Raw genomic sequence first — 26,213 nt, 5'->3', positions numbered from 1 at the left:
TGCGCGAGATAAATTCGAGGGGCAAGTTTCTCGGATACAGGTTTTTTATTTCTGGACGGATGAATCACGTGGCGGGTATCCTGGATGCTTTCGGTCATTAGTCATTAGTCATGAGTCATTAGTCATTAGTTTCAGGGCTGATCCATCGGGGGGGCTAGAAACCCGGTTTCTACGAGTTTTGCGTTGAGTGACGAGAAATATAGGAAGAAACCGGGTTTCTGAGGTAGCGAGTGCATCCTGGGCTTGCATTTGGATATCGTAGTCTGAAAACCTGGATTTTCACGAATGCCGGTACTCTCCCTTTCTCGATCGCCCTAAAGCGAAATAATTCTTTACAATAAAAAAGTAACAATCCAATTAACTTTGACAAATTCCCTTGAAAATGCCTGTAAACCAACTTTCTCCAACCACAGCCTCCACGCAAACACCGACACTCGACTTTGACATAGCCATCGTCGGAGGGGGCATAGTCGGGGCAACCTTAGCCAGCGCCTTAAAAGATTCTGGATTGAAAATAGCAATAATTGAAACCCAACTCCCCGCCGCCGCAGCAGCCAAAAAACAAGCCTATGCAATCACCCTGCTATCAGGAATGATCTTAGAAGGTATCGGCGTGTGGCAGCAAATCTTGCCGCAAATCACCACCTTCGAGCAAATTAGCCTCTGCGACGGCGACTATCCCGGTGTGGTCGAATTCCACCGCCCGGATTTGGGAAATACTGGCAAATTGCCCGTACCAAAAGCAGCATTAGGTTACGTTGGCGAGCACGGAGTCATGCTGTCAGCTTTGCAAGAATCTTTGGCAAAAAACCCGAATTTTAGTTGGGTTTGTCCGGCGGAAGTAGTCGAGGTAAAATATTTAACCGATTGCGCCGAAATAGAAGTCAAACAAAACGGCGAAACTCGGACAATTCGCACCAAATTATTAGTCGCCGCCGACGGTTCGCGATCGCGCATCCGCACCGAAGCCAACATCAGCACTCGCGGGTGGAAATACTGGCAATCCTGCGTTGCTATCACTATTAAAGCAGAAAAACCGCACAATGATATCGCTTTTGAGCGCTTTTGGCCGAGCGGCCCGATGGGAGTTTTACCATTACCGGGGAACCGCTGTCAAGTAGTTTGGACAGCACCTCACGCGGAAGCTAAAGCTTTGCAACAAATGGATGAAAAAGAGTTTTTGACTTTGTTGGAACAGCGCACGGGCGGGCTGTTGGGGCGTTTGGAATTGGAAAGCGATCGCTTTTTGTTTCCCGTGCAGTTAATGCAGAGCGATCGCTACGTTTTGCCCAGATTAGCACTAATTGGCGACGCCGCCCACTGCTGCCATCCCGTCGGCGGCCAGGGATTGAATATGGGCATTCGAGACGCTGGGGCGATCGGCCAAATCTTGCAGCAAGCGCACCAAAAAGGCGAAGACATCGGCGACTTGCGAGTATTGAAACGGTATCACAACTGGAGGAAAAAAGAGAATTTAATCGTGTTAGGATTTACCGATTTTCTAGACAGATTATTTTCCAATACTTGGCTACCAATTGTAGCATTTCGCCGCTTTGGATTGTGGTGTTTGCGGACAATTCCCCCAGTGAGGTTTTTAGCCTTGCGCTTGATGACAGGCTTGATGGGCCGGCCACCGGAATTAGCGAAAAATTAGGACTTACGCACGGGTGGTCAGAAACCGGGTTTTTGCGAGAATACTTCGTTAAAACCCATATAAACTGCCAAAAACCCGGTTTCTTTAGTATTTATGCGTAATTCCTATAGAAGTACAGTTTAACTATTAGCAAAATTCCCCGATGTCTAATCTGGAGAGTGTGAAATATTAAACCCGCTCAAAACGCGCCCCAATAAATGGAAGACTCGCCCTTGGAATTTGTCGCCGCTTTACTAATATTAGATTCTTGATTTTCAGGCTCGGTAGCGGTGACAAGCGATGGTAAAGACCTAATTCGCAACTCGTTTAGCAAACTGTGAATATTACATGGCTCCGCATCGATAATGCTGGCGAGGGGTAGCAAATTTTTAACGGCATATTCCCCAAGCCTAGCGTTAATACTTTCTGCTAAATACGATAGCATAATATATCTGCTAGCACTACTGATAATCTGAAAAATTTTATTGAATTCGTCAAAGTGTTGAGTACCCGGTATATCTGTGGCAATACAGGTTTCATCGCTCAAAAATAAATCTACATTAATTTGACTAGCCGCTGCAACTTGAGCTTTGGTCAACCAGATTAAATCTAAAATTGGTTCCGATTCGCACTCGTGAAAAATCAACCGCTTCAAACCCGATCGCAATTCTGCCGAATTTAAGGTATTTTGCCATTCTAGACACCAATCGCAGCTTTTGGTATTGCGGGCGACTTTTACTGTTTTCGGGCGTTCTCTAGCATCTTTCAACAAAGAAAGACAGCCAACCGATTTAGCAAATTTGACAGAAACTCTATCGTGCAGTATCCGGTTAGAGTCAATATAATCCTTGCGCCAATGCGCGTCAGGGATGAGAACTTTTTCCGCCAAACAAAGCGTGTTGTTAGCGGTAAGAATCGGTATATTGTTAACTGCGACTCCTTGTAATAACTGTTGAGATTCCAGGCGGTAGAGTACCTGAATCGCGCAGTTTTTATCCGCTTCATTTAAAGCATTATTGCCGTACTCTGCTGCTAGTTCTGCCAGGAAGTCTAAGTAGTCTTGTACAGTGGGCGAGATCCTTTGTCCTAATAACTGATAAACTTCGGAATGAGAATTAGAACTAGGTATTGTTGTGCGTCGATTTCCGAAAAAACCAACATCATCTAAAAAAGCGTGTTTGGGCTGCCAAAACTTACCCGTAGACTCATCCCACAGACATTGACGATGAGCAAAACGCTCTTGAATTTGCCGCTTTTGATCTGCCGAAATACCGCCTTTTACCAAAGTATCGTAAAAATACTTGTAAATCGCCTCGACTGATTGCAGTTGTGTATTTTGATTGTTGGATAATTTAATTTGAACTGTCATTTTCCCAAAGTTTTATGATAACATCAAAGTAGTCGATAACGGTATTTGGGTCTACAGGCTCAAAACCCAGTGCCTTTTTGATTTCTACCTTCAGTAAATCCCGCTGAGGACGTGCAAATATAAACTTTTGGCTGGCGACTAAAGGAGCATCTTGAATGAAACACAAGTCTTTAGCGCGGTACAATCTAGGTTCAGGTTTTGCAGCACCGAAATATTGGCTTAACTTTTGAGGATTTCCCTCGACAGGAAGCCAAGGTTTATCTACAAGTGCTTCTGGTAGTGTCTTGTTGCTGTTGGCAAGTCTGATATTTTTGATCGCATCCCAGTTGTCAACGATGTAGTTAAAAATAGCAATGCAGCTATCGGCTACAGCCTCTGCACCCGCTCGATTTGCCCTTTGAATGAGATTGTCAACGCAGGCTAAAATGTCATCAGCATCGGGATTTTGCCTCATTCCTAACTCTGAGAAAAATTTCAGCCAAATTTCAGAATTCTGCGAGTAAAATTCCATGTCTGGAATCACTGCTACATTCCCGATAATGTTTCGGACTACCTCACTAAAAGGATTATAAATCAATTGGGCAGCTCTCAATCTCCTGTCACTACAGCGTACCAGACGTGCCTTTTTAAGCTCTTCCTGGAATCCGAAAGCATTCTCTCCTGCATTTTCTAACTCTTTGCTAGCTTTAGTCAAGTTATCCCTAATCCAAGTTAGTGCGATTAACTGTTCTTCTGGGGAAAAGGAGGCATACTCTGGCAACAAACAGTCACGAATTAGTCGGGCGCGGTTGAGTATTGGTACTTGCAAAAGTTGGAAAAGTGGCAGCCATTCTCGTTTTTGTCCTAAGCGTAAAAGGCGCAAACTACCTGCAATTTCTGGCGGTTCATATCCGTCGCCCGGAAGGTAGACATTTTCACTGTAGAGGTCAACTATTTCGCCGGAAGTTGTTGGATAAATTGGCAGTTGGCGCAGCTTCTTTTTCCGGTTTTCATCGTAATTTATTTGCTCTCGACTTGCCAGGAAATTCAGCAGATATGTATAATGCTTTTCGTTGTAAGGTGGCAAACCTCGATCGCACCGCGAATATACTATGTCTAGGATATCCGGGCCCGTGATACAATAGACTAACTGATTTTTGTGGCGATCGGCAAATTGTGCGATCGCACCCTCAAGTTTTGCCGGTGCTTTGACAAGTGTTGCCCCAAAATATTCTACCGCCGCAATTGTTTCCGCCTCAATTCGATCCCCGCGCAACAAAGGAGTGTCAGCAATTTTCGCTTTGTAAAGCTTGCCATTACTTCCCGGAACCAGTGGCACTTTTGTCAAGGCATCGACTGTTTCTTGCGACAGATGTCTCGGATTTATCTTGTAAAAATAATCATAAACTAGAGTCAACCATTCTGCATTAGGAGGATGCGTTGCATCGGGATTCCAATCAATTTCTGACGCAGTTGAATCCACCAACTTAACCAATTGCTTGGCTACTTCCGCAGCAGTCATGGCTGAGATGCCCTTTAGATTGTATGCAGGCAATAATTTAGTTAAATCTTGGTGGAGAAACCATTCGGGATAACTGACAAATATTTCCCTCTGCGCCTCATCTGCAATGTAGATAGTGCCGATCGCATTATACCCAAATACCTGCAAAGTATTGTCAGCCAGAATAGCAAGTGGCAAACCGCGCAAATCTTGACAATTGTCGCTGAGACAATATCGCAGCATATTCCCAATCCACTGCCGATTTCGCAGGCTTGCTTTCGGTGCATCCGACAGCGCAATCCCTAGGGATTTATTTTCGATTAAATGCTTTCGCAAGTTGGCAGCAGTGAAGGTTGGTAAAGGCAAACCTGCATCTTTAAAAGCTGTTAAAATCGAATCGGGCAATGGCGGATTTGGAAGATCGATATTATCGGCACACAGCGGTGCTAATAACTCGTCCCAACACTTTTTAGATGGTAAATTTTTGACTGTCGGAGGTGTCACCCATCTTGTCTGTGACATTACTGCTCCGGTAATTTTACCCTCATATACAATTTGTTTGACAGCCGATCGCACAACTGGTTTGTGGTACAATAACTGCATCACAAATCCCTGCAATTCTTCCAGAGCTTTGCTGGCAGTAATTTTGCTAATCGGCCAAATTTGGTAAAATTTATCTGATTCAAATACTCCGATATCTTGCACTAAATCGACAATTAAGTTAGCACAAGCATGAGACAAAACGTGGCGCGCTAGTAGCCCATTCCAAATAGCTCTAGGCTTATCTTTTCCCGTTTGTCCGCTGTCGCTACTGAGATTATCCCGCGAACTATTTAAGTTGAAAAAACCGTTGATGTGAACCTGCCAACCAGTTTCGAGAGGAAGCGGCAAAAAACAGTAAACTTTGCCCGAAACAGGCGCCAGATTTCCCTCTGTACTGGCAGCATTAATTCTAGCAGCCGCACCGGCCCAAGGCACGACTTTTTCTTGGCTTTGGTGCATTGCTTCTATGACTTTTGCCAATTCGCCGCCTTCGTCTGTGCGAATTAAACTGACTATTCTCCAAGTTGACTTGATAGTACGATCGCAACTAATCGTTTCTATCTCGTGGCGGTAAGAAACTGAGACTAAACCGTCATGATTGCGGTGGCACAATTCCAGCAACTTGTCGGGGTTATCGGGAATTGCATCAAGGATTTTTTGTCGCGCCGAGCGGACTTCTTGCGGATTTTTGGTAACAATCGCTAGAATTTCTTGCCTAGTTCCTTGACTGTTTGCAGGAATTTCGTATACTCTAATTTCCTGAACAGATTTCAAAAATAGCAAAAGTTCTTCACCCGACTGTCTCAGTTCGTCTAGGAGTTCCTTGACGTTTGATTCAGTAAAAGCTTGTTTGCGAATCTCGCTATTTTTTGCGCTTTCCGTTGTTCGCAGAGGCAGCCGAAATAGAGTACCTTGAAAGTTTGTATCTCCAACGGGCAATCCTCCCGCTGCATAGACTTGCATAAAATCGGGATATTTTTGGTACCATTTAGCCTCTGCCAAATTCCACTCGCGCCCAGGTTCTTGCCGAGAAGTGCCGGGAATAGCTGCACCGTGAGGGTCAAAAAAAATGATGCGATCGCGCGACACGAAACTGGGAAAATCTGTAACGTGATAAATTGCATTAAACCCAACACCAAACCTACCCGTTTTCTGCAAGTCTCGCGCTTTTTCGCTTTGTCCCAAGCTGCGAATGCTGTCAAAATCTTTGTCTGCAAACACGCTATCGTTGTAGACTAACATCGCCGGCCCCATTAGCAGTACCATGCGATCGTCCGGCAATGATTTGACGTGATGGTTCCGCCAATCAAGGGTTATTTCTACCCGCGCTGCTTTCGCATCGTCAGCATTTTGAATTAATTCTTTGAGAATCCCCACACCTTCGGGATAATCTCGGATAATTCCCCTCAATCGGGCGATTAAAGGTTCTGATTGATAGAAAGATTTTCCCTCAACTTCGCTGTTGCTGTAAGCCATAGATGTTCAGACGGCAGGAATTTTCATGCGAGCGCGGGTGTTCGCTCTCTACCCATACTATAACTGATAAATTAATTCATTCTTTAACAACTTCCATCAACTCCTCAATCAAAACATCGAGGGTGCGAGCTATCTTTTGAATGGATGTGATATCAACCGTTGCTAGTCCTTCCGATCGAGCATAGTGGCTGACTGTGCTGTACGGAACCTCCGATCGATCGGCAACATCCTTTAGCGTCCATCCTTTTTCGTCAGCCAACTCTCGGATTCGGAACCTAACTAACCCCATTCTACTTGACAAACGATAACTACAGCACTTTCCAGGTAAGTGAAGTACAGAGAAACCGGGTTTCTTGAATAAAACCGGTTTCTGGCGAGAAATCCAGAAGAAACCCGGTTTCTGGGGTGTACTTTATAAACCTGGAATCCGCTGTATCTATGTTTTTAATTCAAACACAATAGTCGATCGACAGTTAAACAGTATTTTGTAGGGTGCGGATCTGTCAGAAGTTCGATCGCACTTAAAGATATCTGATGAATCCGCACCCTACCGTACTCGCCCACAAATCAAAGAAACCGGGTTTTTCACCAAATCTTCGCCTGTAACCAAATATTCTCGCAAAAACCCGGTTTCTGCCCACCCACCCATCAAAAATAAAACAACTGCCGACAGCCAAAACCGTCAACAGTTGTTTTATATATTCAATGCGGATGGCGAGACTCGAACTCGCAAGGACATATTGCCACACGCACCTCAAGCGTGCGCGTATACCAATTCCGCCACATCCGCTCTTTCTGGCAATCTCCGGGATTTTTGCGTTACCAGTTAAAGATTCACAGGTTGAGGTTCCTGACATTTAACTCGTAACTTGCCCTTTGACACCGCCGATTTACAATCATAGCACCACTACCAGCAAAATGTAAAATAAATTTTTGTGAACAATTTCTGGAAAACGATTATCCAGAACATACCGAAAGGCATTATTGTACAGAATATTGAGTGAATTAAGCAGCGAAGATGGGGTTCTCGAAAATTTTAATCGCTAATCGGGGAGAAATAGCTCTCCGCATATTGCGGACCTGCGAGGAAATGGGGATTGCCACGGTCGCCGTACACTCCACCGTAGATAAACACGCCCTGCACGTCCAGTTGGCAGACGAAGCCGTTTGCATCGGCCCCCCCACCAGCAGCAAAAGCTATTTAAACATCCCCAACATCATCGCGGCAGCCCTGACACGCAACGCCGCAGCCATTCACCCCGGTTACGGCTTCCTCGCCGAAAACGCCCGATTTGCCGAAATCTGCGCTGACCATCAAATTACCTTCATCGGGCCGTCTCCGGCAGCAATGCGGGCGATGGGCGATAAATCCACCGCCAAAGAAACTATGCAGCGGGTGAAAGTCCCCACAGTTCCCGGTAGCGACGGATTGCTGGCGGACGATCGCGAAGCTTTGTCGATCGCCCGCGACATCGGCTATCCTGTGATGATCAAAGCCACCGCCGGCGGTGGAGGCCGCGGCATGAGGCTAGTGAGAGAACCCTCGGAACTCCCCAAACTATTCTCAGCAGCCCAAGGCGAAGCCGACGCAGCCTTCGGCAACCCCGGACTTTACCTCGAAAAATTCATCGAAAAACCCCGGCACATCGAAATCCAAATCCTTGCCGACAACTACGGTAACGTCATCCACCTCGGTGAGAGAGATTGTTCGATTCAGCGCCGACACCAGAAACTCCTCGAAGAAGCCCCCAGCCCCGCCCTCAGCCAGAAACTGCGAGATCAAATGGGTCACGCCGCCATTGCCGCCGCCAAATCCATCAACTACACGGGTGCGGGCACTGTCGAATTTCTGCTTGACAAATCGGGCAAGTTCTACTTCATGGAAATGAACACCCGCATCCAAGTAGAACATCCCGTCACCGAGATGATTACAGGCCTCGACTTGATAGCCGAACAAATCCGCATCGCCCAAGGAGAAAAACTGCAAATCAAGCAAAACCAAGTCATTCTCAACGGCCACGCGATCGAGTGCCGCATCAACGCCGAAGATCCCGATCGCAATTTCCGACCCCACCCCGGCATAATCAGCGGTTATTTGCCTCCCGGTGGCCCCGGCGTGCGGATGGACTCTCACGTCTACACCGATTACGAAATACCCGCTTACTACGATTCTTTAATCGGTAAAGTAATTGTATGGGGGCGCGATCGACCGACAGCGATCCGCAGGATGAAACGGGCATTGCGGGAATGCGCCATCACCGGCGTCCCCACCACCCTGGGCTTTCACCAAAAAATCCTCGATTCCCCCGAGTTTCTCAGCGGCGAAGTTTACACGAATTTCGTCGAACAGTTCTTGAACCAAAATAGTCATTAGTCAATCGATTTTGGATTTTAGATTTTGGATTTTGGATTGAAAGATTGAAGAAAGCAACCCCACGGATCGATCCGGGGGTTTTTACCAAGCCTGCTTTCAGTCAACAGTCAACAGTCAACCCCCAACAGTCAACAGTCAACCGCCAACTTCTACATCATCATTGTCAGCAGCCCTTGCTGGCCGAGAATCATTTCTCGCAGCAAGCTACAGATACCCACCCAAATAATCGGCGTAATGTCCACCCCGCCGATCGGCGGTACAATCTTTCTAGTTATGGCTAAAAAAGGTTCCGTGGGCCAAGCAATCAGACTCAACGGCAATTTGCTCAGGTTCACCTCGGGATACCAAGTCAGAACGATCCGAAAAATAAACAGCAAAGTCATCACGACTAGGACAGAGCCCAGAATCCAACTTGCAACGGTAATACCAGTCATGGGTCTTATCTCGAAATCTTAAGTTTTGTTAAGTCTGCCATTCATAATTTTAACCGTTTCACAGGTGCGATCGAAAGTATAAAATTAATAAAAATCAAATTGTTGTAACAAAGGCTTGGAATCTATGACTCCTTCTCTCGCGAACTTTTTGTACAGCCTGCTGGTGGGCGTGGTGGTAGTAGTGCTTCCAGCAACGATCGCCCTGATCTTCATCAGCCAAAAAGACAAAATCAAGCGCACCTAAAAAGTCAGCGGGTTTCTAAGTCCGGCGCTGCAAGTCAATTTTCGGCTACACGTCGGGCATTTCCCCGATGCGAGAAACCTCGGCTGCCAGCAACTGTCAAGGCAAAACCTTCAGTTGACTGCCAAGCTGAGGTTTTTTCCCGTTAAACTCATTATTATACTGACTTCCCAAGCTGAAACCCTGACCGGACTCTGCCCCAGAAAGCACCGTCGGGCTGACAGACTTAATGATAGATGTAAAATCTAACTCGCTAACATAGGAAAGACATAGGAGATAGGCTAATGGTCAATTTAGGATTGAACTGGAGCAGCCTGTTAGGGATTATCCTAGCAGTAGCAGGGGCAGGACTGTATTTTCTGCGATCGTGGCGTCCCAAACTAGCCCGAGACCACGATATTTTTTTTGCAGCAGTCGGCTTGCTGTGCGGCGGTATTCTGTTATTTCAAGGATGGCGGCTTGACCCAATTCTGGCATTCGGTCAATTTCTGTTGACTGGTTCCGCCATATTTTTTGCAGCAGAAAGCATTAAGCTGCGAGGAGCGACCACAGCCCAAGCCAAAAGTCGCGCCCAATACGTAGATGAAGACCGACCGGTCAGCAACGCCTACGGTTACGACGGCTACGATGCCGACATGGAACAGCTAGAACCAGAGGAAGACTATCCGCAGCGTCCCCGGATCAGAGGCAGCCAAGACTACCGTTCTTCTCGGGAAGCCTACGACGACGAACCCCGCCGCCGCCCCTCGAATCGCAACGGCAGCGTTAACACCGGACGGCCCGACTCGCCCGATCGAGCCTCGCGCAAACGTCCCTCTCGCCCAGAAGCCCCGCCTGCCCAAGAGTCAGACAACTGGGACGTTTCAGACAACCCCGAAGAAAGACCGACCCGCAGCCGCAGCAGTCGCCCCCCTGCTTCGGAAAACCGCAGTTCCGATACGCCGCCGAGAACCAAAAAACCCCGTCCTACGGAATCATCCAGGTCTCGCCCCAGCAACCGCGACGTGGAAGCACCGCCGTCAGACTACGTGGAGTATCGACCTGTAGAATACCCGGAAGACCAACCGGATAATTCCCCCAGTTTCGACAAATAGGCAAACACTAAGTAGATGGGTGAAACTAAACTTTTCTCGTACCCGTCGGCAAAAAAATAAGTTGCGTTTATTGATGCCCATCTACTTATTCTTCAGATATTAAAGTGCTTCAAAAGACTGTAAATTGCGAGGGTGAAACCCCAAACCAACGGAGATATACACAAATAATATCAAATCCGTTAGCATCGGAATAGTAAATTAGAGTCAACAGTCAACATCATTCCGGTGTTACCGGAAATGATATAAAAGCTAATTTTTTTTCAAAACATATTTTAATATACCGAATCTGTGGAACTAATCGACAGCATCATAATCTAAATATAAAATCCCAAATATTAAATCAGCAAGATGCCATTACTCGAAATAGGAGATCCGGCTCCCTGGTTTTCCGTTCCTTCTACAAATAACCCCTTATTTCATTTCCCGACTGTTGGCGGCCGGCGAGTCGTGCTGTTTTTCTTTGCCAGCACAGCTTTTGAACAAATCCAAGTTATCCTCAAAAGCTTTCAAGAGCTTTCAGAGGAATTCCAAAGCTTGCAAGTACCGCGGTTTGGAGTGAGCGTTGACCCAGCAGACAAAGAACAAAACAGACCAACCACAATTGCTCCGTCATTCCTTTTTTTCTGGGACTTGGATAAAAAAGTCAGCCAGCAGTACGGTGTTTTCCGAGATGTCGAAGAAAATGGAGTTGCCGGAGTTCACTATGCACCACAAACTTTTGTACTCAACGAAAACCTTCAGGTAATTAATATTTTGCCGATGGGCGAACCGCACCAACACGCCCAGCAAGTATTAGATTTTCTCAAAACTTTGCCCCCAATTGAGGAAGCCCGAGCAGCCACTCGCCACGCCCCGGTGTTGGTAATTCCTAACGTTTTGGACAAAGCCTCTTGCCACAGTTTAATCGATATCTACAAAGCTCACGGTGGCAGTCCTTCCGGCTTTATGAGGCAAATAGGCGGGAAAACAGTTGGCCTGCACGACGACACTTTCAAGAAGCGCCGAGATTTCTTTATTGAAGACCCGAAGTTACAGCGACGATTGAGTGCGATTATTTGGCGCCGGGTGCGGCCGGAAGTAGAAAAAGCTTTTCAGTTTACAATCACTAGGTTTGAGCGCTATTTGGTGGGCTGTTACGATGCTGACAGCGGCGGTTATTTTCTGCCGCACCGCGACAACACTAGCAAAGCTACGGTGCACCGCAGGTTTGCGATGACGCTAAACTTGAATGTGGGAGAGTACACGGGGGGATTTTTACGGTTTCCCGAGTACGCGCCGCACGGTTATAAAGGGGATTGTGGCACGGCGATTATTTTTTCGTGTTCTTTGCTGCATGAAGCGACGCCGGTGATTAGCGGCCAGCGTTTTGCTTTGCTGTCTTTTTTCTACGGCAATCAGGATGCCGAGGTACGACAAGCTAATTTTAAGTATTTAGCTGCTGATTCAGATTCCCGAATTGGAGAACCGGCGTAAGGAATGTCACTACCGTGGTGCAAGTCCTAAAATAATTAGAGAAGGTAGTTAGCGGTTAGCCACAAAACCTAATTCCTAGCTACCGATCGCTAAATACTAAATCGATCGCCATGAATTTCAAACTTCTAAGTTTAGCAGTATCGGGAATTTTAACGGTTGGGGTTGCAGCCAGCGCCAGTGCGGTTGTTACCACATCCCCTGGGCGGCAATCAACAGATTTAACGGAATTTAACTCGGTGCATTCCCAGGGTGCGATCGCCCAAACTGTCGAAGAACAAACCAATATTCGGGTCTACGAAAAGGCTAGTCCGGCGGTTGTTACAGTCGATACAGATAAATCTAACGGCAGTGGCACAATTATCAGCCCCGACGGCATGGTGTTAACGAACGCCCACGTTGTTTCGGCAGGCGGTACCGTCAATATCATTTTGTCAGACGGCAGAAAACTTGTCGCCGATGTCATCGGATTCGGCGAAGACGGTCTAGACTTAGCCGTGCTGAAGATTCGCGGTCAAAACAATTTGCCCACTATTCCTTTAGCCCGTCCCGGTTCGGTGAAAGTCGGGCAACAAGCATTTGCGATCGGCAATCCCTTCGGTCAATTTCAAGGTACTTTTACAGTCGGAATCGTCAGCCGCATCGACCAGCAGCGGGGCTTAATTCAAACCGACGCCGCCATCAATCCCGGCAATTCAGGAGGCCCACTGCTCAACAGTTCAGGAGAATTAATCGGCGTCAATACTTCTATTTTTACTCGCGGTCGGGGCGGTGGCAGTATCGGTATCGGTTTTGCAATTTCCGCAGACAAATTACCCGCTTTCCTGACAGCGGTGCGAGAAGGGCGAGCTCCCCGCGCGGCTCAAGCCCGATCGCCCTTTGGTGGCAACCAATCACCTCAAAAAGTTACGTTAAACGGGCCCCCCGTCAGCGGCCTCCTCACCGACAAGTCTAGCGTTCTGCCCACCGACAACAGCTTTTTTGACCTCTACTCATTTGACGGAAAAGCGGGCCAGCAAATCACAATAGAAATGAAAAGTCAAGAGATTGACCCTTATTTAATTTTGCTCGGCCCCAACCAGCGCGAAATCGCGCAAGACGATGACGGGGCCGGGAATAAAAACGCCAGAATTACAGTCAGGCTGCCAGCAGACGGGACTTACACGTTAGTTGCAAATTCCTACCAAGCTAGGCAGTCAGGGGCTTATACGTTAGAGCTGAAAGCGAGTGCTCCTACCGCGCCTTCTCGGGCGATTTTGCAAGAAGAAGGTGCTTTAGTCGCAGGCGGCCCAGTATTGCCGTCTGACAACAGTCTGTATCGAGAGTATACTTTTGAAGGTCGATCGGGTCAGTCTGTCACCATTTCCCTCGAAAGTACAGATTTCGATCCCTATGTGGCGATCTTTGGCCCTAACGGCCGATTAGTGGCAGAAAATGACGATGGAAGCGATTCGACTAAAAATTCGTTTCTGACCGTTACGTTGCCCGCTACGGGTCGCTATCGCGTAATTGTCAATGCTTACGATGCTTCGGGCCGGGGTCGTTACACTCTAACTGTCCGGTGAAAATTGAAAATTCGGAACTGGGAATTGGGAATCGGGAATTGGGCAAACAGGGCATTGGTAATTGGTAGCATCTAAGGAATGAGAATTAAATAACTTACAATCTTTATTGTTCTTGTGGCATGGGCGTCCCGCCCGTGCATAAAGGACGGGCGGGACGCCCATCCCACTTTCAAGAGTGTAAATTATTTAATTTGCGATCCTAACAAATAACTAATGACTACTGACTAATGACTACTGACTTCTTCCTTCTTCCTCCGTTACAAATCGAGGTAATTCATGCGTCAAGTTAGATTTTGGGCGATCGCGCCAATTGCTCTGGTAGCTACTTTTTCTGGCAAGCCGGCTCTCTCCCTGTCACTTTCAAATTCAGGTGTTGCTAACAGCAGTTCCACCCTTATTTCAGCAGAATTTCCTCAAAACTTAACTGATGCGAAGACTGCTGACAAGGCGGTTTTAGCTCAAGCAAGCCCCAACCCGTCCCCATCGCCACAAAGTTCGCCAACTCAGACCCCAACTGTAGAACCTCCGCCGACTCCTGATGCGGGTGCATCTAAAGTCATTTTAGAGCAAAACGGAGAACTCAGCCCTGCTAAGTCTTCTGTACTTCCCTCAGACAGCAGTTTGTACGACGAGTATACCTTTGAAGGCACTCAGGGTCAGAAACTGGTTATTACCGTAGAAAGTACCGAGTTTGATACTTATCTCGCTATTTTCAACTCCCAGGGCGAGCTACTTGGAGAAAATGATGATGTCACGCAGCAAAATTCCAATTCTGAACTTACTGTTACCTTGTCTGCAAACGGTCGCTATCGCGTCATTGTCAATGCTTACGATCCGCCTCCAAAAGGTAGAGGCAAGTACAGTTTGACCGTCCGCGAAACAACTGGAAATTAGTTTGAACGAAACTTCGGAGTCAGGGCACGGCATTGCCGTGTCCCTATAATTCAAGGACGATCGCACTATAAGCAACTACTATTCACTTTGGTAAATTCATAGGTTTTTATGCCACTATAAATGTTAGAGTCTGGCACTTATAATTTTCTAATATCATGTCCTATCGATTAACCATAATATCCCGGTCGGGGCGGGTTTTTGAGATTGTCAATTATTGACAGGTATTGTTCTGAACCCGCCCCTACAAAAATCGCGGTCGCTCGACCGGACATGATATAGTCCAATACGGTTCAGTTAAGCTCGATCCCCCCTAGCCCCCCTTAAAAAAGGGGGGACAAGAAATTACTCTTGCGTCCCCCTTCTTAAGGGGGATTTAGGGGGATCTCGCCCGGAATAAATAGTTTTAACTGAACCGTATTGTGATATAGTCTGTATTTTAAATAACTATTAAAAATCAAAAGGAAGCTGAAATATAGATAATTTTTCAGCTTCCATTTTGAATTGATTTTGATTAATTTAACGCAGACCCAGCCAGGTGAAAAAATCCTGGCGGGTGAAGAATTCTAGCAGCAAAAGTCCCACGAACCCCACCATCGCAAATCGTCCGTTGATTTGTTCGGCGTAGGCATTCCACCCAAAGGCTGGTTCTGGTTTTGGGGTATTTGGGGTTGTCGGTTTTGGGGATGGAGGAGTTTTAGCAGTCATTTAAAAGTTTTAAGTTTCGAGTTGTGAGTGATGATTTTGGGGAAGCTTTGCGATCGCACAACTTGTAATTTACCAGGAAAAGGACAGCCGATCGCTAATCTGCTGACTTTTCTAAACTTTGAACCGATTCGATCAGATTTCGCACGGTTTCGGTACCTTCTGAAGGCTCAAAAAACAGCGGGAACTTGCCGCGAGCGATCATTCTCAAACCCAACGGGCCCAGACTCAGCAAACCTTTAACATCGCGGAAGTAGTTTCCTACTACTTCGATGCCAAATTTGCGCTCGTCTATCCAGCCACCTTCTTTGACGAGATCGATTAAGACTTTGCGGTGGCGGATCGATCGACTGGCTTGGTCGTCTTTGCGATCGAGAATCTCTTGTTTAATCTTACCAATTTGATCCATCGGCGCAACTTCCATCGGACAAACCGAGTTGCAGTAGTAACAGCGCGTGCATCCCCAGACACCTGCGGTGCCTTCGTTGTATTTTTCCAGTCGATTTTCGGTTTCGCTGTCGCGGGAGTCGGCGATCGTGCGGTAAGCTTTGGCGAGGGCGTGGGGGCCGACAAATTCCGGGTTGACTTCGCGGGCGTTGCACTCAGAATAGCACGCACCGCAGAGGATGCAGTTGCCTGTTTGGTCGAGTTTCGATCGCTCTTCTGGAGTTTGCAGAAATTCGCGTTCTGGAATTGCTCGCGAGGCGGTGCTGATATATGGTTCAACTGCTTCTAGGTTGTCCCAAAAACTGGTCATGTCAACAACCAAATCTTTAATAATCGGCATATTTCCCATTGGGGCGACGGTGATTTCTGGGATGAAATCGGTAGGCATTTCTGCTGAGCTGGAATCAGCTATTTTTTGCAGTCTTGCGAGTTCGCTGGCCACATTTTCTTTGCACGCTAATGCCGATCGACCGTTAATTCGCATAGAACAACTGCCGCAAATTGTATTGCGGCAATTTTTGCGAAAAGCTAAAGTGCCGTCGTGTTCCCACTTAATACTGTTGAGGCAGTCAAGGATGGTATTGCTCTCTTCCACATCTAGGGTGTAAGTGTGAACCCGGGGAGCCTCGTTTTGATTTTGGCGCACTACATTAAAGCGGACTTTCATATTTTGATTAAGGAATTTAGTGTTTATTTTAAGCTGAATTTTTGCACTCTCTAGAAAGCTCTTATTTTTTTAACAACTCTCTAAAGTCAGAGATTTTTATTTTTTTTTTATTGTTTGATAAACATCAATAATTCTCAAGTTATAAATCCTAAATTGCCAATTTTTTAAGCGGATTTGTGAGCTATTAATTGGAGATGAAAGTAATTAATCGCTACAATTCGCTAGTCGGAGGTGCGTGATGTCCAGCTTGTTTGTATTAACTTTTATGTTTTCCACACCTGCTTTTTGTCTGGGTCTGCTAAATCCTCAATGGGTGGGACTGGGAACTCGCAAGCGATCGGCTGCCTTGTACGGCGGGTTGATGGCAGTTTCGTTCGTTTTGCTTGGGGTTACAGCACCTAAGACGCCACAACCAGTTTCATCGGGGCTGCTGGCCTCAACTGAATGGCCAGAATTTAAGGTCAGCGCACCTTTGCGCTGAACGTAGCTGGGTATGCCTCTCACTTTTTTGGTAGCATTACAAGAAATTTTACCAGGAATTACGCCCGGTTGGGCCTACAAACTTAGTTTTTTAACTACCAGCCGGGAAGTCCCGGGCGTATATTCAGAGGGGACGCATCTGAGCGCTACGCCCCGTACCCCGAATGAATTACGCCCGCGTGATGAAAGGCTCGTCGGGTGTAGGTACGGAAACCGACAATTAGACATTGCGAGTACCTTTAACTTTGATGTACTTTCTAACTATTAAATCGAAAAAATGGTACATTAAAGTAGGTGGAAAAAAAGAAGTTTCCCATGCAACTAACATACAAATACCGCCTCAAACCCACACAAACCCAATTAGCAAAAATTGTGGCTCATCTAGAACTCGGTCGTCGGCAGTACAACTACCGACGGGCGTCAAAGATTCAGATGGTGGTCAGCCACGAGAACGCCCGTCAACGCCTGTCCCTTGATTGTTTCGATAGTCCCTATTGAGGAGATTTATCAAAACATTCCTTTGACGAGAGTGCAGACTAGGGATGGTAGAAAAAAGGATGAATTAGGTAATCCTTTGACTAAAAAGGGTGACATTTTCTCGAACATTGAAGGCGGTTATGTGCAGTGGCAAACCATACAGCTTGCCGACCTGAAAAACACTAAAAAACTATTTCCTGATTATAAATTGTTGGATGCACAGGTTTTACAAGATGTCCTCAACAAGGTGGAAACTTCCTTTTCAAATTTCACCACGCCGGATAAAAATGGCAATCGTAGGGGCCAACCCAAGTTCAAAGGGTTTCACTACTACAAATCTTTCACTTATCCTCAGTTGGACAATTTAAATATTGTCAAGGACGAGCAAAATAGGATTTGTATTAACCTCGCAAAAATAGGTAAGCGTGCCTATGGTCTTTCACCGCCCCATACCAACGGGTTTCAAAGTTAAGACGGGTAGTGTTATCTCAGAAGCGGATGGGTGGTATATTTCCCTGACGCTAGAAGATAAGACGGTTCCTGTAACGCTTGCAGAAATTCAACCGACTGATGAAAACACTGTTGGTATAGATTTAGGAATAACTAATTACGTCGCTCTTTCTAATGGCGAAAGAGTTGAGAATCCTAGATTTTTGAGGAAGTCGGCCCCGAAGCTGGCAAGACTTCAAGCGAAGCTAGCTAACCGAGTTAAGGGTTCTAAGCCTTGGAAAGTTATCAAGGACAGGATTTCTAGACTTCATCAGTTCGTAGCCAGAGCTAGATTGGATTTTCAGTTTAAAACGGCACATGAGCTGTTCGGGAAATGTGAAGTTTTAGCTGTTGAAGACTTGAGTGTCAAAAATCTGACTAGACGCGCTAAGCCCAAGACCGATATTGAGGATGGTAATTTGGTTTATTTGCCCAACGGTCAATCAGCTAAGAGTGGCTTGAATAAATCCCTGCTTGATGCTGCTCATGGGCAATTCGCTAGCGTCCTAAAATATGTCGCATGGAAATTGGGTAAAAGCGTTTTGTTTGTTGATCCGAAGGGAACTTCTCAAAATTGCTGGAACTGCCTAAATAAAGTTCCGAAATAATTATCGGAGCGGTGGCATTCTTGTCTGTGTGGAGAATCTTTGGATCGAGATGAAAACTCAGCTAAACTTATTAGAAAGATTGGTCTGAGTTACGAAAGTGGCGGGGGAACTCCGTCACTCAAAAAAGCATGAGCAAAAAAGGAAAAAGAAGCCTGCGGTCTAACTGTACCCAGTTGACCGTCAGGTTAGTTCACATAGTGGTTCTTGATAAAGCGGGACAGTAAAAGTAACAGTCGCTCCCAGCCCTTCTCCCATACTGTAAAAATTTACTGTACCCCCCATTGCTTCTACCAGTTTTTGAGAAATAGCCAACCCCAAACCGGTGCCGCCGTATTGCCTGGTACGATCGCCATCCACCTGAAAAAACGACTCAAATAATTTATCTTGCTTGTCGAGAGAAACCCCAATGCCAGTATCAGCGACTCGGATTTTCACCATTCCGGGGAACTGCTGGTTGTGAACAGTCACCTTTTTCTTAATAACCTCGGCACTGATGCGAATTCCCCCTTCCCCGGTAAATTTAATCGCATTGCCCGTGAGGTTCAAGATTACTTGAAGCAGGCGTTGGTAGTTGCCATACACAATAATCTCGTCCTCCACAGGGGGTTTTTGGATTTGAAATTGCAATCGCTTTTGCTCGACTTGAACCCGTGTAAAATCCTCAACTTGTTGCAACAGTTCACCGAGTTTGACGGGAGCGAGGTCTAACTCCATTTTGCCAGCTTCGATTTTAGCGACATCCAAAATATCGTTAATCACATTGAACAAATGTACTGCCGATCGGTAAGCTTCTTCGATAAATTGGTGCGCTTCTTCCGGGTCATCTGCCATGCCGTCCATAAGCAGTTTTAGGAAGCCGAGGATGCCGTTGAGGGGGGTGCGGAGTTCGTGAGAAGTATTAGCAAGAAATTGACTTTTAAGTTGGGAAAGAGCTACGGCTTCGGCGCGAGCGTGTTCTAATTCTTGGTAAAGTGTAGCGTGGGCGATCGCACTGCCGACTTGAGCGACTAACTCGCGGGCGAATTCGAGTTCGACAGGACTCCATTTCGGAGAATTGCCGCAGCGGTGCAAACATATCAGTGCATTGGGTTGGTCTTCATAGGAGGTAGCTGCTACGAGCACGGAATGGCGGTGGAAGGGATCGGTGGCGGGGGAGGCGTAATCGACTGCTACTGGTTTTAAGGTGGCTAAAGTTTGAATCCACCCCGGCTGTTCGGCTGCGCGCAGTTCTACTCCCAGCATAGAAGAGTAAGCTTCTTGGCGGTATTCAGCTACTACTTTAAAAGTTTTCGATTGGAGATTTTCGATTTGAGTTGGGGAAAGCGGGGGCGAGGGGTAGCTAGCTATTGACTGTTGTAATTCGGCTGCTGAGGCGGTCGATTTTTGCTGTTTTTCGGAGGCGAGGAAGGGGGATGTTTCGAGATTTTCGCTGTCTTTTTTGTAGGAACAGATGATGCAGCGACTCGCGTTCAAAACTTGACCCAAGCTGTTAACAGTTTGCTGCCAAATGGTTGCTAAATCGAGGGTTTTGTGGAGGTTTTGAGCGATTTGCGAGATGATTTTACGATCGATTTCCGAGTAGGGAGGGAGCGATCGACCGGGGATACGGCTCGCTGGAAGCGACATTCGTTGGCGGGCGTCCAAGAGGGATGGCAAAGCTCGATAGAGCATGAATTCTGGGGAGTCTGGCCGTCTGTCTGTGGGTTTGTCAGACAGCAGCCTTCCCATAACTAAGACTTTTGTAGCTTTGCCGTTTGAGTCGATCGCCGGAGTGAGTGTCAAATCGAAGAGAAAATATTGTCCGGCGTGGCAAAATGGATAGCTGAACCGTTGCGGTACGAGGGTTTCGAGCGCCCGCCGCAGGATATCGAGATAAGGCGCGGGGGGGATGGGTTGCAGGGTTTCGCTGAGGGGGCGATCCTCTTCGAGGGCTTCGCTAACGACAATTTGTTCTGCTGTAAGGTTGTACTGTTCGGCTTTTTGCCAGTAAAAAGATAGATATCTACCCCTTGCGTCTTGGGTAAATACTAATTCTGCCCCTAACTCTTGAAAAAAAACTGTAGAGGCGAGGCTCGATCGCCGAAAATCTGTGTTAGAGTCCATCAGAGTAGGGGATGAAAGTAGTTCGGATTTTGGAGTCTTGAGTTTTGAATAAATATCTCAATACTCCCCATTGTTTGATGCTTCTACTGTTAATTTTTGAGTTATTAATCAATTAAAAAGTTGTTGGCTTTTTAATTAAAACATTTATCGCTCAAAACTCACAATTAGCACAAATTTTAGGCTTCTATTATTGAGTATTGAGTGATTAATGAACTCAGAAAACATTTATTATTTAATTCTGAACTCAACTCAAAACTAAAAACTATTCGTTCTCAGCCGTTTTGGGTAATTTAAAGATAAAAATTAAGATTGAGAAATTAGGAATCTGCACCGATTAACTATCAAATGTGAAAATTACGCCAAAATATGAGGCTGCGAACCACCACCTCGAATAGTTCCGAGGTTGTGATTTAGCCGAGTTCACTCGCCCACCACTTGTAGCTTTCGCCGCGAAATCTGCAGGATCTCGCCCGCGCGATCGAAATTTCATTGCCAGAAACTTTACAGCCTGCAGATTTGCGCGCGCCGTCTGGGGCGAGAGTACCTCAGTCGTTCCACTCACCGCGGGGCGGGACTGGGGGGTTGCGGCGTAAACTCAGAGCCAGCTCGTCTTCGCGGCGCTCGCCTCTGAGCCACTGCTTGATTGCTGTTTCAATGACTTTGCTGGGGTCATTCGTCAAGTGCTTAATTTGGTCTAGCAGTTCAGGATCGATATGGATGGACAGTTCGACTTTTTCTGACGAACTGTGGGATGGTATTCTTGATTCGCTCATAGTTAAAAAATCCTAGTTTTAATTCTTAAGTTTCAATTCTTTTGATGACAACCGACTGGACTAGATATTGGCAGTCCCTGATTTGCACCCAACCTTTCCTCAACCGCTTAACCGCTTTCTGTACAATGAGAGAGAGAAAAGTTTTTTCCTTTTGGGTGTCCGGCCTCGATCGGACACTTGAAAGGCTAATAACTGATACTCTTGAGGTTTGCCTCAGTTGTGGTTTCATCTCAATCCCCAGTAAGAGGTTGAAGTAAGCACTCTACTCTTGCTTGTGTAATCATACAACAAAAAGTATCCTTTGCCGATTAGCTCTTCGATAAAAAACATGACTAACGTCCCTGTATCTCGCATTCGTAATTTTTCGATTATTGCTCACATCGACCACGGAAAATCGACCTTGGCCGATCGCCTGTTGCAGGCGACTGGGACTGTGCAGGCACGGGAGATGAAGGAGCAGTTTTTAGACAATATGGATCTCGAACGCGAACGTGGCATTACGATTAAGCTGCAAGCCGCTCGGATGAACTATACTGCCAAGGACGGTCAGGAGTACGTGCTGAATCTGATCGACACTCCCGGACACGTGGACTTTTCTTACGAGGTGTCGCGATCGCTCGCTGCTTGCGAAGGGGCGCTGCTGGTGGTAGACGCATCTCAAGGCGTGGAAGCACAAACCCTCGCAAATGTCTACCTTGCCTTGGGACACAATTTGGAAATTATTCCAGTTTTAAATAAAATTGACCTGCCGGGGGCAGAACCGGAACGGGTAAAAGGGGAAATTGAAGAAATTATCGGTCTGGACTGTAGCGGGGCGATTGAGGCTTCGGCTAAGGAAGGAATTGGTATAGATGAGATTTTGGAGTCGATCGTCGAATTAGTGCCGCCGCCGCAGGATACTGTTGACAAACCGCTGCGGGCGCTAATTTTTGACAGTTATTACGACCCTTATCGCGGGGTAATTGTGTATTTCCGGGTGATGGACGGAAGTGTCAAAAAGGGCGATCGAGTTTTGTTGATGGTTTCGGGTAAGGAATATGTCATCGATGAATTGGGCATCCTTTCACCGACTCAAGTTCAAGTAGACGAACTGCACGCCGGGGAAGTTGGTTATCTGGGCGCGGCAATTAAAGCCGTAGCTGATGCTCGCGTCGGCGATACGATTACTTTGGTCAAAAAGCCTGCACCGGAGCCTTGGCCGGGTTATACAGAAGCAAAACCGATGGTTTTTTGCGGCTTGTTCCCGATCGATGCTGACCAATTTCCCGATTTGCGGGAAGCTTTAGAAAAACTCGAACTCAACGATGCGGCGCTTTCTTACGAACCGGAAACTTCGAGTGCGATGGGATTTGGTTTTCGCTGCGGTTTCTTGGGTTTGCTGCACATGGAAATTGTGCAAGAAAGACTGGAGAGAGAATACAATTTGGATTTGATTGTTACGGCTCCTTCTGTGGTTTATCAAATCACAACAATTAAAGGGGAAGTATTAACAATTGACAATCCCAGCCACTTGCCAGATCCTCAGTATCGCGAGAAAATTGAGGAACCTTATGTGCGGGTAGAAATGCTGTCGCCGGAAACTTATGTGGGCGCGCTGATGGAACTGTCTCAAAGTCGGCGGGGCATTTTTATGGATATGAAGTATCTGAGTCAAGGCCGAACTACGCTGGTTTACGAGTTACCTTTGGCGGAGGTGGTGACGGACTTTTTTGACCAGATGAAATCGCGATCGCGCGGTTATGCGAGCATGGAGTATCACCTCATCGGTTATCGCGAAAATCCGTTGGTGAAAATGGACATTTTAATTAATGGCGATCCGGTTGACGCTTTGGCGATGATTGTACACCGGGATAAGGCTTATAATGTGGGCCGCGGGTTGACGGAAAAACTCAAGGAGTTGATTCCTCGTCATCAATTTAAGGTGCCGATTCAAGCGACAATTGGTGCGAAGGTGATTGCTTCGGAGCACATTCCGGCTTTGCGGAAGGATGTGTTGGCGAAGTGTTACGGCGGTGATATTTCGCGGAAGAAGAAGTTGCTGCAAAAGCAGGCGAAGGGTAAGAAGCGGATGAAGTCTGTGGGTACTGTGGATGTGCCGCAGGAGGCTTTTATGGCTGTGCTGAAGCTCGATCGAGATTCGTAATCTGTGTGGCTTTTTGTTAGGAACAGGCAAGATGCCTGTTCCACAAAGAGTCTGTTTTTTGTAGTTGTTTGCAGTCATCTAGAACAGGCAAGATGCCTGTTCCACAAAGAGTCAGTTTGATTGTGGGATGGGCCGGAGATCCCGTCCCTGTGGGGGCCCAGAAACTCTTTGTCGGAGTGCGTCCAGGAGTGTTTAAATCCAGATAAATACAAAGAGTTAGGGAAGTTAGATTAAGAGCTATTCCCTACGGGATAACTACGCTTCACGCACTTTTGGGGATTAAGGGCGATCGCACTGTGGCATAATAAAGTTTACTTTTCAGAGCCAGAATTTATCAAATAGAATTAGGAACCATATGACAGCGCAGCCACTCAGTAAATTCATCGCGGGCGATCGCGCTTGATGCGACTTGTAATATAATTTGTTCTTGCTCTTCCACAGGTGCAGAAATCTCAAAGCCATTCAAAACTAGAAAGACTTCCATTGCTGCGTGACCGATGCGTTTGTTACCATCTAAGAAAGGATGATTTTTAATCAACGCAAATCCAAGGGCTGAAGCTTTTTCCACGATAGTTGGGTAAAGTTCCTCCCCGCCAAACGTCATGCGCGGCTGAGCTAAAGCTGACTCTAAGGCTCCTAAATTAGCGATGCCAAATGCTCCGCCCGACTGCTCGATAATGCGCCGATAAAGTTCTAAGACTTCTGTTAAAGTTAGATAGCGCATTACGCCAGCTTTTGGTAAAGTTCAGTATTCTTTTTGAGGACGTATTCCATAGCATTTTGGAAGGATGTTTCTGGTGGTGCGAGCAAGTTTTCAGCACCCGCAAGGAGTAATGCTTCTAGGGAAAGGCCGAGGATATTGGCGGTTTCTTGGAGCTTGTGCAGGCGATCGTCTGGAATTGTGATGGTAATGGTTTGCATTCTGTTTGTGGCTGTGACGATACTCTGAGTGTAGCACGTCAACTGTCTGAGCAGGAGTTAGGGTTTTTAAAAGAGCGATCGCACTTTTGGACAGGTCGGGCGATCGTCCTTGACCAAAGAAATTGGTTGAGCTAAACTAAAACTTAGTTTAAATTGCGTATAGTAGATGCACATAATCAGCTACAAACGGGTGCGTGAATACAGCGAAACTCATGCTGATTGCGGGGAAGCTTTGGATAACTGGTTTAAAATTGCTAGCAAGGCTAAATGGTCTAACTTAATTGAGGTACAATCTGTTTTTCCTAAAGCCGAAGCAGTTGGGGGTTTTTACAGTTTTTAATATCAAAGGTAATAATTATCGATTAATCGTTAGTATTGATTATGAAAGCCAATTAATTTATATCAAATATATTCTAACCCATGCTGAGTATGATAAGGAAAAATGGAAAAATGACCCTTACTTTTAATCCAGATAAATACAAAGAGTTATTGTCTCTGTATCAGCCGAAAATAATTAGAACCGAAGCGGATAATGAAAAGGCTCTGGCTATGGTGGAAGAGTTGATGCACCGGGGCGATCGCACTCCTGAAGAAGACGAGTTATATGAATTGCTGATTGCATTAATTGAAAAATTTGAGCAAGAATACTATGCACCGGGAGCCACAGCTACTCCTAATTCAATATTGCTGTTTTTGATGGAACAAAGAGAGTTACAACCTGCTGACTTAGTGGGAGTTATTGGGTCTGAAAAAAGAGTGTATGAAGTGGTTAATGGCGATCGAGATATTGGCAAAGAGCTGGCCTTGATTCTGGGAAGTTTTTTTCATGTAGAGCCGAGTTTGTTCTGTAATTAAGGGAAGTAAGATTAAGGGTGATTCCCTACGCGATAGCTACGCGCGCACTTTGAGAGATGAAGGGCGATCGCACTTTCGGACATGAAGGGCGATCGTACTTAATTAACAAATAGCCGAAGCAGACGCAATTTCGCGGAGTGGCATCAGGAATTCTTGCTTTTCTTCGCGGGTGATATAGCCGCCATTTAGAGCCATTTCCATGAGTTGTTCGACAAATCCCTTTAACTCTGTTATAACTTGAGTTTTATTCAGTTCAAAGTGTTGATTTCTGGATTTTAGGGTAAACTGGTTTGGAGATAAATATCCAAATTCTTTGAAATTACAGCTAATTTTATCGTTGGTTAATGGCTGCAATTCAAGAGTAAGGCACACACTTTCAACAAATTCTATGTTGATGGGTTTCCCTTGGGATAACTCACTAATTTTTTTGGGGAGTTCATCTTCTAGGAGCATACAGATATCGGGGTCTAAAAAAACTTTTAGTTTTTCTTCACCAATTTCTATTGATACTGGGCGATCGCATTCAAAGCAAAATAGTTTCAGACCTAATTCAAAATGCGAAAGTTCTCCTAATGAGTCATCGGGTGCGTCAGCATATTGTTCGCAATTAGGTTTTTCTAACTGGATTGTAAAATTGATATAGTTATTCATTTTCATCGCTCCTATCTAATGAGGACAGCGTAGCATCATTGAGAACAGGATAAGCAGATTTGAATGTTCCATCTGGTTTCCTTTTAATAAAAGCATGGGTAACATTTTCAATTATTTTCCCATCGGGATAGTGAACTTTCCCAATAGAACGCTTAAAATTTATAATGTAACAACCGGGATATTTCGGTGTCACTTGTTCAGCTTTTACCCAGTCTCGATCGTTTAGCCACTGGCCTTGAGGCTGATTTTTGGATGCTGCCCTGCCTCTAAAATTAAGGGGTTTCAGTTTTGGGCCATGATGGCGATCGATGCTAACTCTGGCAT

At 46.1% G+C, this 26,213-nt stretch carries 26 protein-coding genes and 1 tRNA gene; 15 read left to right on the top strand and 12 right to left on the bottom strand.

Annotated elements, in window-relative coordinates; all coding sequences use genetic code 11:
- The first annotated feature begins 382 nt into the window (after positions 1 to 382).
- Positions 383 to 1,654, top strand: a complete 1,272-nt coding sequence (locus QUA88_RS05620; RefSeq protein WP_333270705.1) for an FAD-dependent hydroxylase — start codon at positions 383 to 385, stop codon at positions 1,652 to 1,654.
- Positions 1,655 to 1,832: 178 nt separating this feature from the next.
- Here QUA88_RS05620 and QUA88_RS05615 read toward each other — a convergent pair whose 3' ends face one another.
- The 4 genes from QUA88_RS05615 to QUA88_RS05600 form a co-directional block, all read right to left on the bottom strand.
- The gene (locus QUA88_RS05615; protein ID WP_333051908.1) at positions 1,833 to 3,002 is read right to left on the bottom strand and encodes a hypothetical protein; all 1,170 of its coding nucleotides are present in this window, start codon (positions 3,000 to 3,002) and stop codon (positions 1,833 to 1,835) included.
- Positions 2,986 to 6,501 carry a sacsin N-terminal ATP-binding-like domain-containing protein gene (locus QUA88_RS05610; RefSeq protein WP_333051906.1) on the bottom strand — a complete coding sequence of 1,172 codons (3,516 nt, stop codon included), beginning with the start codon at positions 6,499 to 6,501 and terminating at the stop codon, positions 2,986 to 2,988. Before QUA88_RS05610 ends, QUA88_RS05615 begins: the two co-directional genes overlap by 17 nt.
- Before the next feature lie 76 nt (positions 6,502 to 6,577).
- Positions 6,578 to 6,790, bottom strand: a complete 213-nt coding sequence (locus tag QUA88_RS05605) for a helix-turn-helix transcriptional regulator (RefSeq protein WP_333051904.1) — start codon at positions 6,788 to 6,790, stop codon at positions 6,578 to 6,580.
- A gap of 417 nt (positions 6,791 to 7,207) precedes the next feature.
- Positions 7,208 to 7,291 (bottom strand) — tRNA-Leu (locus tag QUA88_RS05600).
- Between the two features lie 228 nt (positions 7,292 to 7,519).
- On the opposite strand from QUA88_RS05600, the gene accC reads away from it, so the two are divergent.
- The gene (gene accC, locus QUA88_RS05595) at positions 7,520 to 8,875 is read left to right on the top strand and encodes an acetyl-CoA carboxylase biotin carboxylase subunit (RefSeq protein WP_333051901.1); all 1,356 of its coding nucleotides are present in this window, start codon (positions 7,520 to 7,522) and stop codon (positions 8,873 to 8,875) included.
- A 149-nt stretch (positions 8,876 to 9,024) separates the two neighbouring features.
- Here the strand turns inward: accC and QUA88_RS05590 are convergent, their stop codons facing one another.
- The gene (locus QUA88_RS05590; protein ID WP_333051898.1) at positions 9,025 to 9,309 is read right to left on the bottom strand and encodes a YggT family protein; all 285 of its coding nucleotides are present in this window, start codon (positions 9,307 to 9,309) and stop codon (positions 9,025 to 9,027) included.
- 124 nt (positions 9,310 to 9,433) lie between these two features.
- Here QUA88_RS05590 and psbX point away from each other — a divergent pair, with 124 nt between their 5' ends.
- The 5 genes from psbX (at position 9,434) to QUA88_RS05565 (ending at position 14,573) form a co-directional block, all read left to right on the top strand.
- Positions 9,434 to 9,553, top strand: a complete 120-nt coding sequence (psbX, locus tag QUA88_RS05585) for a photosystem II reaction center X protein (RefSeq protein WP_333051895.1) — start codon at positions 9,434 to 9,436, stop codon at positions 9,551 to 9,553.
- A 281-nt stretch (positions 9,554 to 9,834) separates the two neighbouring features.
- Positions 9,835 to 10,644: a Ycf66 family protein gene (locus QUA88_RS05580; protein WP_333051893.1), complete on the top strand. Its 810-nt coding sequence runs from the start codon at positions 9,835 to 9,837 to the stop codon at positions 10,642 to 10,644.
- A gap of 348 nt (positions 10,645 to 10,992) precedes the next feature.
- The gene (locus tag QUA88_RS05575; protein WP_333270701.1) at positions 10,993 to 12,117 is read left to right on the top strand and encodes a redoxin domain-containing protein; all 1,125 of its coding nucleotides are present in this window, start codon (positions 10,993 to 10,995) and stop codon (positions 12,115 to 12,117) included.
- 110 nt (positions 12,118 to 12,227) lie between these two features.
- A complete protein-coding gene (locus QUA88_RS05570) occupies positions 12,228 to 13,679 on the top strand; it encodes a trypsin-like peptidase domain-containing protein (RefSeq protein ID WP_333051888.1) in 1,452 nt (483 codons plus the stop codon).
- Positions 13,680 to 13,955: 276 nt separating this feature from the next.
- Entirely contained in the window at positions 13,956 to 14,573 is a 618-nt protein-coding gene (locus QUA88_RS05565) for a pre-peptidase C-terminal domain-containing protein (RefSeq protein WP_333051885.1), read from the top strand.
- 516 nt (positions 14,574 to 15,089) lie between these two features.
- Here QUA88_RS05565 and QUA88_RS05560 read toward each other — a convergent pair.
- Positions 15,090 to 15,278 (bottom strand): chlorophyll a/b-binding protein, encoded by a 189-nt coding sequence (locus tag QUA88_RS05560; protein WP_333051883.1) that lies wholly within the window; start codon positions 15,276 to 15,278, stop codon positions 15,090 to 15,092.
- Between the two features lie 94 nt (positions 15,279 to 15,372).
- Complete coding sequence (locus QUA88_RS05555) at positions 15,373 to 16,389, bottom strand: succinate dehydrogenase/fumarate reductase iron-sulfur subunit (protein ID WP_333270697.1); 1,017 nt, start codon at positions 16,387 to 16,389, stop codon at positions 15,373 to 15,375.
- Positions 16,390 to 16,627: 238 nt separating this feature from the next.
- On the opposite strand from QUA88_RS05555, the gene QUA88_RS05550 reads away from it, so the two are divergent.
- From QUA88_RS05550 to QUA88_RS05535, 4 genes are all read left to right on the top strand, one after another.
- Positions 16,628 to 16,870: a hypothetical protein gene (locus QUA88_RS05550; RefSeq protein ID WP_333051877.1), complete on the top strand. Its 243-nt coding sequence runs from the start codon at positions 16,628 to 16,630 to the stop codon at positions 16,868 to 16,870.
- Between the two features lie 314 nt (positions 16,871 to 17,184).
- Positions 17,185 to 17,367 (top strand): helix-turn-helix domain-containing protein, encoded by a 183-nt coding sequence (locus tag QUA88_RS05545; protein WP_333051874.1) that lies wholly within the window; start codon positions 17,185 to 17,187, stop codon positions 17,365 to 17,367.
- Between the two features lie 22 nt (positions 17,368 to 17,389).
- Positions 17,390 to 17,818, top strand: a complete 429-nt coding sequence (locus QUA88_RS05540; protein WP_333270695.1) for a hypothetical protein — start codon at positions 17,390 to 17,392, stop codon at positions 17,816 to 17,818.
- The gene (locus tag QUA88_RS05535; RefSeq protein ID WP_333270693.1) at positions 17,778 to 18,443 is read left to right on the top strand and encodes a transposase; all 666 of its coding nucleotides are present in this window, start codon (positions 17,778 to 17,780) and stop codon (positions 18,441 to 18,443) included. The genes QUA88_RS05540 and QUA88_RS05535 overlap by 41 nt, the downstream gene beginning before the upstream one ends.
- Before the next feature lie 180 nt (positions 18,444 to 18,623).
- Here the strand turns inward: QUA88_RS05535 and QUA88_RS05530 are convergent, their stop codons facing one another.
- Positions 18,624 to 20,546: a GAF domain-containing sensor histidine kinase gene (locus QUA88_RS05530; protein ID WP_333270690.1), complete on the bottom strand. Its 1,923-nt coding sequence runs from the start codon at positions 20,544 to 20,546 to the stop codon at positions 18,624 to 18,626.
- 545 nt (positions 20,547 to 21,091) lie between these two features.
- A complete protein-coding gene (locus QUA88_RS05525) occupies positions 21,092 to 21,319 on the bottom strand; it encodes a hypothetical protein (RefSeq protein ID WP_333051858.1) in 228 nt (75 codons plus the stop codon).
- Between the two features lie 328 nt (positions 21,320 to 21,647).
- On the opposite strand from QUA88_RS05525, the gene lepA reads away from it, so the two are divergent.
- A complete protein-coding gene (gene lepA / locus QUA88_RS05520; RefSeq protein ID WP_333051855.1) occupies positions 21,648 to 23,462 on the top strand; it encodes a translation elongation factor 4 in 1,815 nt (604 codons plus the stop codon).
- A gap of 334 nt (positions 23,463 to 23,796) precedes the next feature.
- Here lepA and QUA88_RS05515 read toward each other — a convergent pair whose 3' ends face one another.
- Together QUA88_RS05515 and QUA88_RS05510 are read right to left on the bottom strand one after the other, a co-directional pair.
- Complete coding sequence (locus QUA88_RS05515) at positions 23,797 to 24,186, bottom strand: type II toxin-antitoxin system death-on-curing family toxin (RefSeq protein WP_333270687.1); 390 nt, start codon at positions 24,184 to 24,186, stop codon at positions 23,797 to 23,799.
- Positions 24,186 to 24,383, bottom strand: a complete 198-nt coding sequence (locus tag QUA88_RS05510; protein ID WP_333270685.1) for a DNA-binding protein — start codon at positions 24,381 to 24,383, stop codon at positions 24,186 to 24,188. The genes QUA88_RS05515 and QUA88_RS05510 overlap by 1 nt, the downstream gene beginning before the upstream one ends.
- Positions 24,384 to 24,549: 166 nt before the next feature.
- On the opposite strand from QUA88_RS05510, the gene QUA88_RS05505 reads away from it, so the two are divergent.
- Genes QUA88_RS05505 through QUA88_RS05495 form a run of 3 tightly spaced genes read left to right on the top strand, consistent with a single transcriptional unit; the run spans position 24,550 to position 25,238 of the window.
- Positions 24,550 to 24,723: a type II toxin-antitoxin system HigB family toxin gene (locus QUA88_RS05505; protein WP_333270682.1), complete on the top strand. Its 174-nt coding sequence runs from the start codon at positions 24,550 to 24,552 to the stop codon at positions 24,721 to 24,723.
- On the top strand, positions 24,665 to 24,850 hold the full coding sequence (locus QUA88_RS05500; RefSeq protein WP_333270679.1) for a type II toxin-antitoxin system HigB family toxin: 186 nt from the start codon (positions 24,665 to 24,667) through the stop codon (positions 24,848 to 24,850). The genes QUA88_RS05505 and QUA88_RS05500 overlap by 59 nt, the downstream gene beginning before the upstream one ends.
- Positions 24,834 to 25,238, top strand: coding sequence for a transcriptional regulator (locus tag QUA88_RS05495; RefSeq protein WP_333270676.1), 405 nt, complete (start codon positions 24,834 to 24,836; stop codon positions 25,236 to 25,238). The genes QUA88_RS05500 and QUA88_RS05495 overlap by 17 nt, the downstream gene beginning before the upstream one ends.
- Positions 25,239 to 25,340: 102 nt before the next feature.
- On the opposite strand, the gene QUA88_RS05490 is transcribed toward QUA88_RS05495, so the two are convergent.
- Positions 25,341 to 25,889, bottom strand: coding sequence for a hypothetical protein (locus tag QUA88_RS05490; protein ID WP_333270672.1), 549 nt, complete (start codon positions 25,887 to 25,889; stop codon positions 25,341 to 25,343).
- Positions 25,890 to 26,213: the final 324 nt, after the last annotated feature.

It is taken from the genome of Microcoleus sp. D3_18_C2 (genome assembly GCF_036702395.1).
GTDB lineage: Bacteria > Cyanobacteriota > Cyanobacteriia > Cyanobacteriales > Microcoleaceae > Microcoleus.
Note: the sequence above shows the minus strand (reverse complement) of the source record. Positions and strands in the feature narration are given on the sequence as shown.

Bases quoted from the DNA above. Each gene is read 5' to 3' on its own strand.
- QUA88_RS05605 (WP_333051904.1), bottom strand. From the start codon at position 6,790: ATGGGGTTAGTTAGGTTCCGAATCCGAGAGTTGGCTGACGAAAAAGGA.
- QUA88_RS05615 (WP_333051908.1), bottom strand. From the start codon at position 3,002: ATGACAGTTCAAATTAAATTATCCAACAATCAAAATACACAACTGCAA.
- QUA88_RS05545 (WP_333051874.1), top strand. From the start codon at position 17,185: ATGCAACTAACATACAAATACCGCCTCAAACCCACACAAACCCAATTA.
- QUA88_RS05535 (WP_333270693.1), top strand. From the start codon at position 17,778: ATGGTCTTTCACCGCCCCATACCAACGGGTTTCAAAGTTAAGACGGGT.
- QUA88_RS05555 (WP_333270697.1), bottom strand. From the start codon at position 16,389: ATGAAAGTCCGCTTTAATGTAGTGCGCCAAAATCAAAACGAGGCTCCC.
- QUA88_RS05525 (WP_333051858.1), bottom strand. From the start codon at position 21,319: ATGAGCGAATCAAGAATACCATCCCACAGTTCGTCAGAAAAAGTCGAA.
- lepA (WP_333051855.1), top strand. From the start codon at position 21,648: ATGACTAACGTCCCTGTATCTCGCATTCGTAATTTTTCGATTATTGCT.
- QUA88_RS05620 (WP_333270705.1), top strand. From the start codon at position 383: ATGCCTGTAAACCAACTTTCTCCAACCACAGCCTCCACGCAAACACCG.
- QUA88_RS05550 (WP_333051877.1), top strand. From the start codon at position 16,628: ATGTCCAGCTTGTTTGTATTAACTTTTATGTTTTCCACACCTGCTTTT.
- QUA88_RS05580 (WP_333051893.1), top strand. From the start codon at position 9,835: ATGGTCAATTTAGGATTGAACTGGAGCAGCCTGTTAGGGATTATCCTA.
- QUA88_RS05515 (WP_333270687.1), bottom strand. From the start codon at position 24,186: ATGCGCTATCTAACTTTAACAGAAGTCTTAGAACTTTATCGGCGCATT.
- QUA88_RS05495 (WP_333270676.1), top strand. From the start codon at position 24,834: ATGACCCTTACTTTTAATCCAGATAAATACAAAGAGTTATTGTCTCTG.
- QUA88_RS05530 (WP_333270690.1), bottom strand. From the start codon at position 20,546: ATGGACTCTAACACAGATTTTCGGCGATCGAGCCTCGCCTCTACAGTT.
- accC (WP_333051901.1), top strand. From the start codon at position 7,520: ATGGGGTTCTCGAAAATTTTAATCGCTAATCGGGGAGAAATAGCTCTC.
- QUA88_RS05575 (WP_333270701.1), top strand. From the start codon at position 10,993: ATGCCATTACTCGAAATAGGAGATCCGGCTCCCTGGTTTTCCGTTCCT.
- psbX (WP_333051895.1), top strand. From the start codon at position 9,434: ATGACTCCTTCTCTCGCGAACTTTTTGTACAGCCTGCTGGTGGGCGTG.
- QUA88_RS05490 (WP_333270672.1), bottom strand. From the start codon at position 25,889: ATGAATAACTATATCAATTTTACAATCCAGTTAGAAAAACCTAATTGC.
- QUA88_RS05570 (WP_333051888.1), top strand. From the start codon at position 12,228: ATGAATTTCAAACTTCTAAGTTTAGCAGTATCGGGAATTTTAACGGTT.
- QUA88_RS05590 (WP_333051898.1), bottom strand. From the start codon at position 9,309: ATGACTGGTATTACCGTTGCAAGTTGGATTCTGGGCTCTGTCCTAGTC.
- QUA88_RS05510 (WP_333270685.1), bottom strand. From the start codon at position 24,383: ATGCAAACCATTACCATCACAATTCCAGACGATCGCCTGCACAAGCTC.
- QUA88_RS05560 (WP_333051883.1), bottom strand. From the start codon at position 15,278: ATGACTGCTAAAACTCCTCCATCCCCAAAACCGACAACCCCAAATACC.
- QUA88_RS05505 (WP_333270682.1), top strand. From the start codon at position 24,550: ATGCACATAATCAGCTACAAACGGGTGCGTGAATACAGCGAAACTCAT.
- QUA88_RS05565 (WP_333051885.1), top strand. From the start codon at position 13,956: ATGCGTCAAGTTAGATTTTGGGCGATCGCGCCAATTGCTCTGGTAGCT.
- QUA88_RS05610 (WP_333051906.1), bottom strand. From the start codon at position 6,501: ATGGCTTACAGCAACAGCGAAGTTGAGGGAAAATCTTTCTATCAATCA.